Below are 16,033 nucleotides of genomic sequence, written 5' to 3'. Positions count from 1 at the left end.
GTAAAAATGAGGTGTTGAACATCAGGCGGCTCAAAACGAGCCGCCTTTTTATTGCGATGAATCGAGCGGCATCACCATTAATGTCACCTCTTCGTCAGCAATGACCCGTTGCTCAACTGCCTGCCAGCCTAAGCGTTGATAAAACGCCTGTTGATCTGGCGTGTAGAGCCACAACGCTTTAATACCGTTCTGTTTCGCCAGCGCAACGCAGCGGCTAATCAATGATTTAGCAATGCCTTGCCCGCGAAACGCGCTGTCAGTAACCACTTCGCCCAGCCAATATTCACGCGCCAGAGCATCATTGAGTTCATAACGGATCACGCTGCTGGTGGCGATGACTTTGTTAGCGTGCTCCACAACCAGTGTGAATTCGCTGTGCGCTGAATAATTGCGCGCATTGAGCCGTTGCAGGATGGTGGATTGATTTGACCAGGCAGGTAAGGCAGACCATTCGCGGAACAGGAGATGTGCGGTTTGAGCAGCAAATGAGGACGCTTCACTAAGAAGTTGGATTTTCATTGTTATCTTCCCTGTTGGGCAACGCTAAATTCGTTATTGAAAGATGAAAACACGGGGTGGTTAATTCACGCAAGGGGCAGGTTTGAAAACAAGTGAAGCGAGGGAATAAGGGCATGAATGATGAGCAGAGGAGTAAAACGTCCGCCGGGGATAGGGCGGACGTGCAATGGCGTCTTTACGGAGCTGCCCATCAAGTGCGACTGACCGCTCCGTTTTTTTACCGCTGAATGAGAGTAAACCCGCTAACTTATCAACGTTTCATGCGGTAATAGGCTTCATTCCAGCGCAGCGCATCTTTGAATGATGGCAATTGCGTCTGTTCATCAATCACCAACACTTCGATGTCGTTCATCTCGCCATACAGATACATATCATCCAGCGTTAACGCCTGGCTGAATACCGTATGGTGCGCGCCACCGGCTAAAATCCACGCCTCTGAGGCTGTCGCCAGCGAAGGTTGCGCACGCCATAAGGCGCGGGCCACCGGCAACTTCGGCAGCGGTTTTGGCTGTTCAATCGCATCGACCACGTTCACCAGTAAGCGGAAACGATCGCCCATATCAATCACGCTGGCGTTAATTGCACGGCCTGCCGGTGTAGAGAAGATCATGCGCGCCGGATCGGCTTTGTCGCCAATGCCGAGGAACTGCACATCGATCAGCGGCTTCTCTTCAATCGCAATAGAAGGGCAAACTTCCAGCATGTGCGAACCCAGTACCAGATCGTTGCCTGGTGAGAAGTGATAGGTGTAATCCTCCATAAAGGAGGTGCCGCCAGGCCGATCGCCCGCGAGGATTTTGAAAATACGCAGTAGCGCGGCAGTTTTCCAGTCACCTTCACCGGCAAAACCATAACCTTGTCCCATCAAGCGCTGCACCGCTAAGCCCGGCAACTGTGTCATACCGTGCAGCGTCTGGAAGTTAGTGGTGAACGCGTGGCAACCTTCGCCTTCAAGAAAACGCTTCAGTCCCAGTTCAATACGGGCTGCATCCAGAACGTTCTGGCGCTTTTCTCCGCCGGTCGCCGCCACGTCGGTAAAGCGATAAAGGCTTTCATACTCATCAAGCAGCGCATTTACGTCGCCATCGCTGACGCTGTTAATCACGTCGACTAAATCGCCCACGCCCCAGCCGTTTACTGAATAACCAAACTGGATTTGTGCGGCCACTTTATCGCCTTCGGTCACGGCCACTTCACGCATGTTGTCGCCAAAACGGGCCACCTTCAGCTGCTGGCTGGCCTGTTTTGCCACCGCTGCACGCATCCAGTTGCCGATACGCTGCTGGCTTTGTGCATCCTGCCAATGGCCGGTTACTACGCTGTGTTGTAACCCCATGCGTGCACCGATGAAGCCAAACTCACGGCCGCCGTGTGCGGTCTGGTTCAGGTTCATAAAATCCATATCCATGCTGTCCCACGGGATCTCAGCATTAAATTGGGTATGGAATTGCAGCAGCGGCTTATTCAGGACGCTCAGGCCACCGATCCACATCTTGGCGGGGAAAAGGTGTGCAGCCAGGTAATGATCCCAACGCAATGTTGATCGTGATTCGCGTCCCGACACAGCGCCAGCGCTTCGTCGGGGGATTTCACCAGCGGCTTAAGCTCCAGACGCAGCGGAATGCCAGACGCCTGATTCAAGCCTTCCACAACCTGTTGTGCATGCTGTTCAACCTGACGTAACGTTTCCGCTCCGTAAAGATGCTGTGTGCCAATCACAAACCATACGCTGTGCGCTTTAAACTGTTCCATAAACTCTCTCCTGACTACGTAGCGGAAACGGAAGCGGGACGTGCGGCGTAATGCGGTTCTGCCGTCACGGACCATTCTTGATAGCGTTGATAAAGCTGCTGATAGCGCGCCACGCGCGCCTGATCGGGCTGTAAGGTGACGGCAATCGGGCTGGCCATTACCTGTTGGGCATCGGGTACGCTGGCGTAAACGCCTGCGGCGACTGCGGCAAAAATTGCGGCGCCCAGGGCGCAGCACTCATCCGAGGCGACGATATCCAGTGGACGGTTCATCACATCGCAGCAAGCCTGCATGATGGCAGGGGATTTACGTGCAATGCCGCCCAGCGTCAGGATGTTCTCAACAGGAATCTGTTGCTGCTCAAAACATTCCATAATGGCGCGGGCACCGAAGGCCGTGGCAGCGATCAATCCGCCAAACAGTGCAGGCGCGTCAGTGCCGAGGTTAAGATCGGTGATCACGCCTTTCAGACGTTGATTGGCATTTGGGGTGCGACGACCGTTGAACCAGTCCAGCACCACCGGTAAATGCTCCAGTTTTGGATCCGCTGCCCAGGCATGGGTAAGATTTTTAATCAGATCTTTTTGTAGCGCGGCGAGCTGCGGCTTCAATTCAGGATGTTGCTCAGCGGCCTGTTGCAGCGGCCAGCCCAGCAGTCGGCTAAACCAGGCGTAGATATCGCCGAACGCCGATTGTCCCGCTTCGCAGCCAATGGCACCAGGCATCACGCTGCCGTCAACCTGACCACAAATCCCCTTAATGGCGCGATCACCCACGGTTTCAGCATCGGCGATCAGGATGTCGCAGGTTGATGTACCGATCACTTTAACCAAGGTATAAGGCTTGGCACCGCCGCCGACTGCGCCCATATGGCAATCAAAGGCGCCGCCTGAAAGGGTCACTTTTTGCGTCAAACCCAGGCGCTGTGCCCAGTGATCGCTGAGGGTGCCGACCGGAATATCTGCGGTCCAGGTCTCTTCAAACAGCGGCGAATCGAGTTGCTGCGTCAGCAACGGATCCAATGCATTGAGGAAATCTACATCCGGCAAACCATTCCACTCGGGATGCCACAACGCTTTATGACCGGCGGCACAGCGTCCCCGGCGCAGTTGCGCGGGCGCGGTAGTTCCGCTCAGTAAAGCGGGTACCCAATCACACAGCTCCACCCATGACACCGCCGCTTCACGTACCGCATCATCTTCACGCGACACGTGCAAAATCTTGGCCCAAAACCATTCAGAGGAGTAAATGCCACCAATGTAGCGGCTGTAGTCCGGGAAGCGGCCGCTGTGACAGAGCTGATTGATCTCTTCAGCTTCTTCAATAGCGGTGTGATCTTTCCACAGCACAAACATTGCGTTGGGATTGTCAGCAAATTCCGGACGCAGCGCTAACACATTGCCGTCACGATCAATCGGGGCGGGCGTTGAACCGGTGGTATCCACGCCAATGCCAACGACGGCGGCGCGTTGTTCCGCACTCAGCGCGTTGAGCACACCCAGCATCGCCTGCTCCATGGCGTCGATGTAGTCCTGCGGATGGTGACGAAAGCGGTTGGTGTGAGGATCGCTATAAAGGCCTTGCTGCCAGCGCGAGTAATTAACGACTGCGCTTTCAAGCTCTTTGCCGCTCTGGCAATCCACCGCCAATGCACGTACCGAATCACTGCCAAAATCCAGTCCGAGGGTGATGGCCCGCATCGGATATCTCCTGTTGTGTATTGATGCTCCTATCCTGGAATTGACACAGATTAAGGGTTAGTCATCGCTGGCTGAGAATATGCACTTTTCTGCCATCAGTAATGATTTTGTGATCCATGGCAAAAGTTAAGTACCGGTTAAAATCGCTGAATATATGGACCAATTTGCCGTGATTTGAAGATGTGATACCGCTCTACATTTTTCTTCTCCATTCCAGCTAAAACTAGCGCAGCGTTTGAACAGGCAATCACCAACTCGCTTCCTAACGCACTGATTTACATCTGTCCCTAAAAAACAAAATTGACTGGTAGCGTTTACACCGATTCGTTATTAGCAGCGATAAAACAACTAGCGCCGGAGAGCATCATGCATAAATTCACTAAAGCGTTCGCGGTCATTGGGCTGGCAGCGGTTATGTCACAATCCGCTATCGCCGAGACCATGAAGCTTGGTTTTTAGTCAAGCAACCGGAGGAACCCTGGTTCCAGACCGAATGGAAATTCGCCGATAAAGCCGGAAAAGATTTGGGCTTTGAGGTGATCAAAATTGCCGTTCCCGATGGTGAAAAAACTCTTAATGCCATCGACAGCCTGGCTGCCAGCGGCGCGAAAGGTTTCGTTATCTGTACACCCGATCCCAAACTCGGTTCCGCTATTGCGGCCAAAGCCCGCAGCTATGACATGAAAGTTATCGCGGTCGATGATCAATTTGTGACGGCCAAGGGCAAGCCGATGGATACCGTGCCGTTAGTGATGATGGCGGCGACCAAAATCGGTGAGCGTCAGGGGCAAGAACTCTATAAAGAGATGCAAAAACGCGGCTGGGATGTGAAAAGCACCGCCGTGATGGCGATCACCGCCAACGAACTCGACACGGCGCGCCGTCGTACCGGCGGTTCAATGGACGCGATCAAAGCAGCCGGTTTCCCGGCTGGCCAAATCTATCAAGTCCCGACCAAATCCAATGATATTCCTGGCGCGTTTGATGCCGGTAACTCTTTGCTGGTGCAGCATCCTGAAGTGAAACATTGGCTGATTGTTGGCATGAACGACAACACCGTGCTGGGTGGTGTGCGTGCGACAGAAGGTCAGGGCTTTAAAGCCGCTGACGTTATCGGTATCGGTATCAACGGTGTGGATGCCATCAGTGAACTCTCCAAAAACAACGCGACCGGATTCTACGGGTCGCTGCTGCCAAGCCCGGATGTACACGGTTATAAGAGCAGCCAGATGCTCTACAACTGGGTAAGCAAAGGGGCAGAACCGCCGAAATTTACTGAAGTGACCGACGTGGTGTTGATCACCCGTGACAACTTTAAAACGGAACTGGCGAAGAAAGGGTTGATGTAAACCCGCACAGCGCTTCCGCACCTGTATCAAGGTGCGGAATCTCCTCGGCTAACCCAATGGAGTTTCCATGAACACTGATTCAGCCTTTCTGTCGTTTCATGGCATCAGTAAAACCTTCCCCGGCGTGAAAGCGTTGCAGGATATCTCGTTTGAGTGTCACGGCGGCCAGGTTCACGCGCTGATGGGTGAAAACGGTGCCGGTAAATCGACGCTGTTAAAAATCCTCAGCGGCAGCTACCAGCCTAGCGGGGTGAAATCCGCATCAAAGGCAAGCCGATGAGTTTCCAGCTCACCACCGATGCGCTCGATGCAGGCGTGGCGATTATTTATCAAGAGCTGCATCTCATCCCGGAAATGAGCGTGGCGGAAAATATCTATCTCGGTCAGATGCCACACAAACATGGCTTGGTTAATCGCAAGCTACTGCGTTACGAAGCGGGTTTGCAGCTTAAAAATTTGGGTATGGATATCGATCCCGACATGCCGCTGAAATACCTGTCGCTGGGTCAGTGGCAGATGGTAGAAATTGCCAAGGCGCTGGCACGCAATGCCCGCATCATCGCCTTTGATGAACCGACCAGTTCGCTGTCAGCGCGTGAGATCGACAATCTCTTCCGCGTGATTCGTCAGCTGCGCGCAGAGGGACGTGTGGTGCTGTATGTATCGCATCGCATGGAAGAGATCTTTGCACTGAGCGATGCCATTACCGTGTTCAAAGATGGCCGCTATGTGCGCACATTCACCGACATGGCTACCACGCATCACGATGATTTAGTACAGGCAATGGTCGGACGAAACCTCGGCGACATTTACGGCTATGCGCCACGTGAAAAAGGCGCGGTGCGACTGGAGCTGGACAAGGTCGAAGCGAAGGGCGTACGCACCCCGATTTCGCTGCACGTTCATGCAGGGGAAATTGTTGGCTTGTTTGGTCTGGTCGGTGCAGGACGCAGCGAACTGCTGAAAGGGCTGTTTGGTGCGACGCGACTGCGCGGTGGGCAGGTCAGGCTGGACGGTAAACCATTAACGCTACGTGAACCGATTGATGCGATTCGCGCGGGCGTCATGCTCTGCCCGGAAGATCGCAAAACGGAAGGGATTATCCCGGTGCACTCGGTCCGTGACAACATCAACATCAGTGCGCGACGCCATAACCTGGCGGCGGGATGCCTGATTAAACAGGGCTGGGAAACGAAAAACGCGGATAACCATATTCGTTCGCTCAATATCAAAACGCCCGGTGCCGAACAGCTGATCATGAACCTCTCCGGGGGAATCAGCAAAAGGCGATTCTGGGCCGCTGGTTGTCGGAAGAGATGAAAGTGATCCTGCTGGATGAACCGACGCGCGGCATTGACGTGGGCGCTAAACATGAAATTTATAACCTGATTTATCAACTGGCGAACAGAGGTATTGCGGTGCTGTTTGCCTCCAGCGACTTACCGGAAGTCATGGGTCTCGCTGACCGCATCGTGGTCATGCGTGAAGGTGCGATTGCCGGTGAAATAATGCACGACGATGCTACGGAGCAGCAAACGCTGAGCCTGGCGATGCCGAAAACTACTCAAGCGGCCGCCGTGGCCTGACAGGAGATCAACATGGCTTCATCCACGACATCTAATACGCCGCCGCCAGCCTCACGCAGCGGCCTGCAGTTTGGGCGTATCTGGGACAACTTCGGCATGCTGGTGGTGTTTGCGCTGCTGTTCGTTGCCTGTGCAGTCTTTGTGCCGAATTTCGGCTCGTTCATCAATATGAAAGGCCTGGGATTGGCGATGTCGATGTCTGGCATGGTCGCCTGCGGCATGTTGTTCTGTCTGGCATCCGGCGATTTTGACCTGTCGGTTGCGTCAGTGATTGCCTGCGCCGGTGTCGTCACCGCCGTGGTGATTAACATGACGGAAAGCCTGTGGATTGGCGTTGCTGCAGGCCTGGTGCTGGGCATGCTGACCGGATTCGTTAATGGGTTCGTGATTGCGCGTCTAAAAATCAATGCGCTGATCACCACGCTGGCAACGATGCAAATTGTGCGCGGTCTGGCCTACATCTTCTCTGACGGCAAAGCCGTAGGGATTGAGGACGAGCGCTTTTTCGCTCTGGGTTTTGCCAACTGGCTGGGGATTCCCGCGCCGATTTGGCTCACCATCGCGACCATGCTGATTTTCGGTTTCTTGCTGAATAAAACGACCTTTGGGCGTAATACGCTTGCGATTGGCGGTAACGAAGAGGCTGCGCGCCTGGCGGGTGTGCCCGTGGTGCGTACTCGCATCATCATCTTCATTCTTTCCGGGCTGGTCTCGGCTGCAGCGGGCATCATTCTGGCTTCGCGTATGACCAGCGGTCAGCCGATGACCTCGCTGGGTTATGAGCTGGTGGTGATTTCAGCCTGCGTGTTAGGCGGCGTGTCCCTTAAGGGTGGGATTGGCAAGATCTCCTATGTCGTCGCCGGGGTGTTGATTCTCGGTACCGTTGAGAATGCGATGAATTTATTGAATATCTCGCCATTCTCACAGTATGTGGTGCGTGGTTTGATACTGTTAGCCGCGGTAATTTTCGACCGCTACAAACAAAAACACAAAGCCTGATTCAGGGGCAATGACGCCGTTTTCAGTAACCACGCGGACGCAAGCAGCGTCCGCGTTTGAACAATTAACGACGATGTGAGGGCACTATGTATCACCGTGAATTGGCTGCGGAACAACACAATCCCTTGTTGCCGGGTTACTCGTTTAACGCCTGGCTGGTAGCAGGTTTAACGCCGATTACAGCGGATGGACCGCTGGATTTCTTTATCGATCGTCCGCATGGCATGAAAGGCTACATCCTGAATTTGACCATCAAAGGCAAAGGTCAGGTTTTTGATGGCGAAAAGGCTTTTGAGTGTGAACCGGGCGAAATGCTGCTGTTTCAGCCAAAAACGGCCCACTATTATGGTCGCGCGCCCGACAGTCCTCAATGGTTTCACCGTTGGGTCTATTTCCGCCCGCGTGCTTACTGGAATGACTGGCTGCAATGGCAAGATGAGAAAGAGGGCGTAGGTCGATTACAGCTTCCTGAATCACTGCGGGGGAATTTGATCGCCTGTTCGCCAGCATAGAGCAAACCCATAATTCAGGCCGCCGCTTCGCTGAAGAGTTGGCGATGAATTTGCTCGAGCGGCTTTTGCTGCGTGCGGTAGAGGAAGATCCGCGCAGTCATCAGCAAGTGCGCGATCCGCGCGTGATTGAAGCTTGCCAGTACGTGACAAATCATTTGGCGAGCGAAGTGAAAATTGAAGACGTAGCGCGTCACGTTTGCCTTTCGCCTTCACGGCTTGCGCATCTGTTCCGCGAACAAATGGGTGTTAATCTGCTGCGCTGGCGCGAAGATCAACGAGTTATTCGCGCGAAACTGCTGCTGCAAACCACCCAGGAACCGATTGCGACTATTGGCCGTGAAGTCGGTTATGATGATCAACTCTACTTCTCACGCGTGTTCCGTAAACGCGTTGGCGTGAGTCCCAGCGATTTCCGCCGTCGCAATCTGGATGGGCACGACAGCCTGGCTGCGCAAACTGCCTGGCCAATGGCACGAAGTGCTATCTCCTGATTTTTAGGGGATTCCTCCTTGTCCTCGCCTGGCTAATGGTCTTAAATCAGTCACACTAGCGAACAAGAGGAATGAGAATGAGCGATAAACTTCGTGTTGGTTTGATGGGATATGGCTTCGCCAGCAAAACGTTTCATGCACCGCTGATTGCGGGCACGCCGGACGTTGAGCTGGCTGCTATTTCCAGCAGCGATGCCAGCAAAGTGCACGCCGACTGGCCATCTGTTCAGGTGGTAGCTGATCCTCAAGCGCTGCTCGATGATCCTACTCTGCAATTAATTGTTATCCCCACGCCGAACGACACCCACTTTCCGCTGGCAAAAGCGGCCCTGAATGCGGGTAAACATGTGGTGGTAGACAAGCCTTTCACCGTGACGTTGTCACAAGCGCGTGAGCTGGATAACCTCGCCAAGGCCAAAGGTCTGCTGCTTTCTGTGTTTCATAATCGCCGCTGGGACAGCGACTTCCTGACGCTCAAACAGCTTCTGGCTGAGGGCACGCTGGGCGAAGTCCGTTATCTGGAATCGCATTTTGATCGCTTCCGTTTAGAAGTGCGCCAGCGCTGGCGTGAAATGAAAGGTGCAGGCAGCGGCATTTGGTACGATTTAGGCCCGCATTTGCTGGATCAGGCGATTCAACTGTTTGGTTCACCGGTTGCGATTAACGTTGATCTTGCCGAGATGCGTCCCGGTGCGCAGACCACCGATTATTTCCACGCCACGCTGACTTATCCGCAACGTCGTGTTGTGCTGCATGCCAGCATGCTGGTGGCGGCTGAATCACCCCGTTATGTGGTGCACGGCACCAAAGGCAGCTACGTTAAATATGGTCTTGACCCGCAGGAAGATCGCCTGAAATCTGGCGATTTCCCACCGAAAGAAGAGTGGGGTTACGATATGCGAGATGGCCAACTGACGCTGGTTGAAGGCGACGGCATGACCGAAAAAACGCTGATGACGCAGCCAGGCAATTATCCTGCCTACTATGCCGCAGTGCGTGATGCGATAGCAGGGCGCGGCAATAATCCGGTCACCGCTGAAGAGGCTATTCAGGTGATGGAGCTGATCGAATTGGGTCTGCAATCGGCTGAGAAACGCCAGACTTTGTCGCTGAAGTAAAGGTTACTGAAGCACCTGTACGTGACAGAAAAGAAAACGGGCCATGCAGGCCCGTTTTTTATGCATCAATGACGGCATGTTTTACTGAATTTTCGCCCGAATTGCCGCTTTTTCGTCATTGCTCAGGAAAGCGATAGCTAATCCATTCTCCTGCGCCTGGCGCATCTGAGCCTGGCTCAAACCGGCAGCAGGCGCGGCGTGCTGATACTCATGCGCCAGCTCAATGCCCTGAACGGCGGGATCATCAGTGTTGATCGTGGCAAGAATGCCATGCTCCAGGAAGGTCTTTAACGGATGCTGCGCCAGTGATTTCACGGTGCTGGTTTGAATATTGGAGGTCAGGCAGGACTCAATACCAATATGATGCTCCGCCAGGAAATCCATTAATGCGCGATCTTCAATCGCTTTCACACCATGGCCGATGCGTTCTGCGCCCAGTTCACGGATGGCTTGCCAGATACTTTCTGGGCCCGCAGCTTCACCTGCATGCACCGTAACGCGGAAACCGGCATCACGCGCACGAGTGAAATGGCTGAGAAATTCGCTGCCGGGGAAACCCAGTTCGTCACCGGCTAAATCCACTGCAGTGATATGATCGCGATGTGCCAGCAATCCTTCCAGCTCATTCAGGCACGCTTCATCGCCAAAAGTACGGCTCATAATGCCAATCAGACGAATATCAATGGCGTGCTGCTGGCAACCCGCTTTGATGCCGTCAATCACCGCTTCCACCACACCGGCAATCGGCAGGTTATGGTTCATCGCCATGTAACCGGGTGAAAAACGCAGTTCAGCGTAGTGAATGCCTGCGCGCGCGGCGTCTTCGACATTTTCCATTGCGATACGGCGGCACGCGTCCAGATTGCCCAACACTTTTACGCCCCAATCCAGCTTTTGCAGGAAGCTGACCAAATCCGGCTCGTTTTGCGTGACCTGCACATGTGGGCGCAGCGCCTCTAAACTGTTGGCGGGCAGGGTAAGATTAAACTGGCGGCCTAAATCGAGAATAGTTTGTGCACGAATGTTGCCATCAAGATGGCGATGAATATCGGTCAGGGGAAGGTGTGATTCAATCATGGCGCACTCGCTCAGTTGTCGGTTATTTATCGAAGAAACTCTATCGAAGATACTGTCGATAACGATATCGAGAAGTACTTGAGAAGTTTTAGAGAAGTCGATGAGAAGTGCAGAGGATTATAAAAACATCTTGCGCAACAGCGCCAGCAATTTGCGCAACAGCATGGCTGGATGCTGGTTAATTGTGCGGGAAAGCCGGGCGGTGTGGATTGCCGCCCGGCCAATAAGCGCGTCAGGGCCTGAATTGTCAGGTCTGAAGGGCCGCAATCAAGCGAGAGACGCCGTCTTCCACTTTGCTGCGTGGGCAGCCAACATTAAGACGTAAAAACCGCGGCTGGCAGCGCCATACGTCGATCCCGGCATGATCGCCACTTTTTGCTGGTGAATCAGCGTTTGCTGCAAAGCGTCTTCGTCAATGCCCAGCGGGTTAAGATCGATCCACGCCAGATACGTCGCTTGCGGCAGGCGCCAGTTGAGAAGCGGAAACGCGCTATTCAGGCGTTCAGCCACGCAGGTCAAATTGCTTTGCAAATAGGTGCGTAAAGCATCTAACCACGTCGCGCCCTCACGATAAGCAGCGATGTGCGCAGCAACGGCCAGCACGGCAGGCGAAGAGAGGCCATCGCTGTTTTTCAGTGCCTGAAACCAGGCGGCACGATCACATTGACGGGGAATGACTCCCCACGCGCCAGTCAGTGCCGGGATGTTGAAGCTCTTTGACGCCGAGGTAAACAGCGCCCAATCGCTGCGCGCCACCTTCGCCCACGGCGTATGCGGCTGGCTGCCCATCACCATATCCATGTGGATTTCATCACTGATGACACGCACACCATGCCGCTCACACAATGCAGCCATCTGCTGCAACTCCTCCAGCGTCCAGACTTTGCCGGTGGGATTGTGTGGACTGCACAGCAGCATCACCTTACAGGTTGGGCGGGCCAGCAGCGCCTCAAGTTTAGTCATGTCACAGAGCCAGCCTTGTGCGCTGTTAAACAATGGCATGTCCAAAACCTGGCGTTGATTACCCAAAATGGTTTTATAAAACGCGTCGTAAGCCGGCGTGTGGATCAGCACTTCGTCATTCACATCGCTCCAGTGGCGCAGCATCTGCGCCACCATGTAAATCACCGAAGGCCCGTAAACCAGCGATTGTGCTTCAGGCTGATAGTCGAAACGGGTATGCATCCAGTGAACAATCGCCGAAAGAAACGCGTCATGCTGCCAGCGGCTGTAACCGAAGACACCGTGCTGCACGCGCTGCTCCAACGCCTGCAAAATGCAGGGCGCGGTAGCAAAATCCATATCAGAAATGGTGAACGGCAGCAGGTCGGGAACGCCAAAGCGGTCAGCCACGAAATCCCATTGCGTACATGCCGTGCCGCGACGGTCAATGACCTTATCAAAATCAAACATTGGCTTTTCTCTTCCGGTTGCAGGTTAGGTACGTTACGCGGTCACGTCCATCAAGTGTGACAACTCGTCTTTCACCGACTGCACCTGCGGGCCAATCACCACTTGCAAGCTGGTTTGATTAAGGTGAATCACGCCGATCGCGCCGTTGGCTTTCAACGCAGCATCATCCACTTTGCTCATGTCGGCGATAGTTAAACGCAGGCGCGTCAGGCAGTTATCCAGTGAGGTAATATTTTCAACGCCACCCAGCGCCGAAAGAATGGCCGGTGAGTTGTAACCTGACTTGCCTTTGCCCGCGCTACTGACTTTTTGCTCTACGGAATTTGCCGTTTCGACTTCCCGCCCTGGCGTTTTGATATTAAACCGCACGATAGCAAAGCGGAAAATGGCGTAATAACCGACAAACCAGACGGCGGCAACCACGGGAACCCAATACCATTTCGTGGATAATCCATGCAGTACGCCGAACACCACGAAGTCGATAATATTGCCGTCGGTGTTACCAATCGTGACACCAAGAATCGCCATCATGGTGAAGCCTAAACCGGTCAACAGCGCATGGAGTAAATAGAGGAACGGCGCTACAAACAGGAACAGGAATTCAATCGGTTCGGTGGTGCCACCCACCACGCAGGCAACCACGCCGGAAATCAGCAGCCCTTTAATTTTATGGCGATTTTCAGGGCGTGCGCAGTGATAAATCGCTAATGCCGCACCGGGCAACCCGCCCAGGAAGGCCGGCATTTTACCCTGCGACAGGAAGCGGGTCGCACTCTCAGCAAATCCGTGGGTTTCTGGACACGCCAGTTGCGCCTGGAAGATGGTCAGCGCACCGCTGACGGTTTTGCCGCAGACATCCAGCGTGCCGCCCGCATCGGTGAAACGCATAATCGCAACCAGAATATGTTGCAGGCCAAACGGCAGCAGCAAGCGCTCGCCGGTACCGAAGATCATCGGGCCGAAATCACCTGCACTGTTGATCATCCAGCCCAAGCCGGTAATGGCGCGAGCAAAAAACGGCCAAATCAGCGGAACGATCAACCCAACAACACCCAGCACCAGCGTGGTGATGATGGGAACGAAACGCGTGCCACCAAAAAAGGCCAACGCGTCGGGTAGGCGGATATGATGAAAGCGTTCATGCAGCCAGAACACGATAATCCCGACAATCACCGCACCCAAAATCCCGGTATCAATGGATTGAATTCCAAGAATCGACTGCACGTTATTGGCTTTCAATAACGCGGCATCGGTGGTCGGCAGAATACCGTTGATGTTCAGCCAGAAGTTAATACTGAGGTTAAGCACCGCATAGCCGACAAAGCCGGAAAACGCGGCCACGCCTTTGTTCTCACGCGCCATGCCGAGTGGAATAGCGACGGCAAACATCACCGGTAAATAGCTGAAGGCGAATGAACCCAGTTTTGCCATCCATAAAAACAGATATTGCAGCAAGGGTTGATCGAGTAAAGGAATCAGCGTCAGGACATCGTGACTGCTCAGCGAGCTACCAATGCCAAGCATAATGCCGCAGAACGATAACAGCGCAACCGGCAGCATAAAGGTTTTACCCAGGCTCTGGAAAAACTCCCAGAGAGACATTTTTTGTTGTGGGGCGGGCATCATGACTCCAGCAAGGATTAGTAACGGTTAGGAAGTAATGCGATGATAAAACGTTTTATCAAGCCGTAATGCGCGATAAATCACACTGTTTGTGCGTCATGCGATATTAATTTTTCCCTCAGCGGTGTAACGTTTTATCGAAATGTTTAAGGCTTTATGACCGCTTACGTATTGAGAAACCATGTCGCAGCATAAAATCACCATTAATGATGTCGCCGATGCGGCGGGCGTTTCCGTTACCACTGTTTCGTTGGTGCTTTCTGGAAAAGGGCGCATTTCCGCTGCTACCGTGTTACGGGTTAATCAGGCTATTGAGCAACTGGGCTTCGTACGCAACCGTTCTGCATCAACCTTACGCGGCGGCGAAAGTGGCGTGATCGGCTTGATCGTGCGCGATCTCAGCCATCCTTTTTATGCCGAAATGACGGCGGGTCTCAGTGAAGCATTGGAAAAACAGGGCAAATTGCTGTTTCTCACCCAGAGCGGCACGCAAGGTCAGCATCTTAATCGCTGTTTTGATTCGCTGGTGTCGCAGGGCGTTGATGGCGTGGTATTAGGGGTGGCACCGATCAGGCCGCAGAAATCATTACGCGGGTGCGTGAGCAAAATATCGCGATGGTTTGCGCTGCACGTGCCAGCAGTGTTGATGACGTTGATACGATTCGTCCTGACAATGCACAAGCGGCGCGGCTCGCGACCGAATATTTGATTCGTCAGGGACATCAGCGCATCGGTTGGCTGGGCGGAAACAGCGCGTCGTTAACCCGAGCTGAACGTATTGGCGGTTACTGCGCGACGTTACTGCAATACGGTTTGCCGTTTCGCCCGGAATGGATCGTAGAGTGTGGTAACACGCAAAAAGAAGCCGCCGACGCGGCTATTCAACTATTAAAACAGCATCCTCGATTAACCGCGATTCTGGCCTATAACGCATCAACGGCAATGGGATGTTATTTCGGCCTGTTGCGCACCGGGCGTGATATTGGTCGCGGCGCGGTAGACAGCTATTATGGTCAGCAAATGGCGCTGATGGGATTTGGTGATGAGCCGCAGGCGGAATTAACCGATCCACCTTTGACCTTTGTGACCAGTTCGGCGCGAGATATTGGCCGGGCAGCGGCAGCGCGTATTTTATATCGCATGGCAAATCCCACGGCGGAGCGGCAAGATTTAATTATTCCGCCGCAGCTGATTGTGCGGGGGTCGGCCTAGCGTGTTCGTCATATATCTTTTTCTCCGCGTCAGGCATACCCACGGCCTTGCGTGATTTCATCCCTTTTGAATATTTCGCGTAAAATTTGCACTATTTAGCGGATGGATTTGCAGCGTTAATTTAGGAAATTTCACATTTTTTCCCGCGAATTTTAAAGTCGCCATGGCTGGCTATAAGATTCGGCTGCATTCAATTTCTAATAAAGGGAAGAACCGATGAAAACAACATTACTGGCGGCGTTATTACTTTCTACCTCTGTTTCAGCCATCGCGGCGCAGCCTGAAGCGATGAAAAATCCGCTGAGCGTTCATGTCCTGAACCTGCAAACCGGCGTGCCAACCGCAGGTGTTGAGGTTGAACTGGATCAGCAACAAGAGGATAAATGGATTAAATTGGCTACTGGTGTGACGGATAATAATGGCCGCATTCCAGCGCTCTATCCACAAGGTAAAACGCCGACAAGCGGCAATTATCGCGTCGTGTTCAAAACCGGGGATTATTATAAAAATCAAAAACAGAAAACGTTCTTCCCTGAAATTCCCGTTGAATTTACCTTAGAAAATAATGGTCAGCATTATCACATTCCGCTGCTGTTAAGTCCGTTTGGTTATTCCACTTATCGCGGCAACTAATAAATTAAACGTCGCCGACCAAACGTCAGTGAAAGCATAAAAAAATGCC

General features: G+C 53.3%; 7 protein-coding genes and 6 pseudogenes. 7 read left to right on the top strand and 6 right to left on the bottom strand.

Annotated elements, in window-relative coordinates:
* Positions 1-48 precede the first annotated feature (48 nt).
* The 3 genes and pseudogenes from KQP84_RS13270 to KQP84_RS13260 form a co-directional block, all read right to left on the bottom strand.
* Positions 49-519, bottom strand: coding sequence for a GNAT family N-acetyltransferase (locus KQP84_RS13270; protein WP_215846885.1), 471 nt, complete (start codon positions 517-519; stop codon positions 49-51).
* 250 nt (positions 520-769) lie between these two features.
* A pseudogene (araA, locus tag KQP84_RS13265) lies at positions 770-2,271 on the bottom strand (L-arabinose isomerase).
* A 14-nt stretch (positions 2,272-2,285) separates the two neighbouring features.
* On the bottom strand, positions 2,286-3,971 hold the full coding sequence (locus tag KQP84_RS13260; RefSeq protein WP_215846884.1) for a ribulokinase: 1,686 nt from the start codon (positions 3,969-3,971) through the stop codon (positions 2,286-2,288).
* Positions 3,972-4,337: 366 nt separating this feature from the next.
* Here KQP84_RS13260 and KQP84_RS13255 point away from each other — a divergent pair.
* The 5 genes and pseudogenes from KQP84_RS13255 (at position 4,338) to KQP84_RS13235 (ending at position 10,026) form a co-directional block, all read left to right on the top strand.
* Positions 4,338-5,320 (top strand): annotated as a pseudogene (locus KQP84_RS13255) (arabinose ABC transporter substrate-binding protein).
* A gap of 67 nt (positions 5,321-5,387) precedes the next feature.
* Positions 5,388-6,906: pseudogene (araG, locus tag KQP84_RS13250) on the top strand (L-arabinose ABC transporter ATP-binding protein AraG).
* Between the two features lie 12 nt (positions 6,907-6,918).
* Positions 6,919-7,905, top strand: coding sequence for an L-arabinose ABC transporter permease AraH (gene araH / locus KQP84_RS13245; RefSeq protein WP_215846883.1), 987 nt, complete (start codon positions 6,919-6,921; stop codon positions 7,903-7,905).
* Between the two features lie 86 nt (positions 7,906-7,991).
* Positions 7,992-8,908 (top strand): annotated as a pseudogene (araC, locus tag KQP84_RS13240) (arabinose operon transcriptional regulator AraC).
* A 77-nt stretch (positions 8,909-8,985) separates the two neighbouring features.
* Complete coding sequence (locus KQP84_RS13235) at positions 8,986-10,026, top strand: oxidoreductase (protein ID WP_215846882.1); 1,041 nt, start codon at positions 8,986-8,988, stop codon at positions 10,024-10,026.
* A gap of 81 nt (positions 10,027-10,107) precedes the next feature.
* Here KQP84_RS13235 and add read toward each other — a convergent pair whose 3' ends face one another.
* The 3 genes and pseudogenes from add to malX all read right to left on the bottom strand — a co-directional run bounded on the left by add (position 10,108) and on the right by malX (position 14,139).
* Positions 10,108-11,103 carry an adenosine deaminase gene (add, locus tag KQP84_RS13230; RefSeq protein WP_215846881.1) on the bottom strand — a complete coding sequence of 332 codons (996 nt, stop codon included), beginning with the start codon at positions 11,101-11,103 and terminating at the stop codon, positions 10,108-10,110.
* A gap of 247 nt (positions 11,104-11,350) precedes the next feature.
* Positions 11,351-12,516: pseudogene (locus KQP84_RS13225) on the bottom strand (MalY/PatB family protein).
* Positions 12,517-12,549: 33 nt separating this feature from the next.
* Entirely contained in the window at positions 12,550-14,139 is a 1,590-nt protein-coding gene (malX, locus tag KQP84_RS13220; RefSeq protein ID WP_215848283.1) for a maltose/glucose-specific PTS transporter subunit IIBC, read from the bottom strand.
* A 181-nt stretch (positions 14,140-14,320) separates the two neighbouring features.
* Here malX and malI point away from each other — a divergent pair.
* Together malI and uraH are read left to right on the top strand one after the other, a co-directional pair.
* Positions 14,321-15,351: pseudogene (malI, locus tag KQP84_RS13215) on the top strand (Mal regulon transcriptional regulator MalI).
* Positions 15,352-15,567: 216 nt separating this feature from the next.
* Complete coding sequence (gene uraH / locus KQP84_RS13210) at positions 15,568-15,984, top strand: hydroxyisourate hydrolase (protein WP_215846880.1); 417 nt, start codon at positions 15,568-15,570, stop codon at positions 15,982-15,984.
* Positions 15,985-16,033 lie beyond the last annotated feature (49 nt).

It is taken from the genome of Candidatus Pantoea bituminis (assembly GCF_018842675.1).
Lineage (GTDB): Bacteria > Pseudomonadota > Gammaproteobacteria > Enterobacterales > Enterobacteriaceae > Pantoea > Pantoea phytostimulans.
This window is presented reverse-complemented; position numbering and strand designations above follow the sequence as displayed.

Coding starts and splice junctions, on each gene's coding strand:
- KQP84_RS13270 (WP_215846885.1), bottom strand. CDS start 519: ATGAAAATCCAACTTCTTAGTGAAGCGTCCTCATTTGCTGCTCAAACC.
- KQP84_RS13260 (WP_215846884.1), bottom strand. CDS start 3,971: ATGCGGGCCATCACCCTCGGACTGGATTTTGGCAGTGATTCGGTACGT.
- araH (WP_215846883.1), top strand. CDS start 6,919: ATGGCTTCATCCACGACATCTAATACGCCGCCGCCAGCCTCACGCAGC.
- KQP84_RS13235 (WP_215846882.1), top strand. CDS start 8,986: ATGAGCGATAAACTTCGTGTTGGTTTGATGGGATATGGCTTCGCCAGC.
- add (WP_215846881.1), bottom strand. CDS start 11,103: ATGATTGAATCACACCTTCCCCTGACCGATATTCATCGCCATCTTGAT.
- malX (WP_215848283.1), bottom strand. CDS start 14,139: ATGCCCGCCCCACAACAAAAAATGTCTCTCTGGGAGTTTTTCCAGAGC.
- uraH (WP_215846880.1), top strand. CDS start 15,568: ATGAAAACAACATTACTGGCGGCGTTATTACTTTCTACCTCTGTTTCA.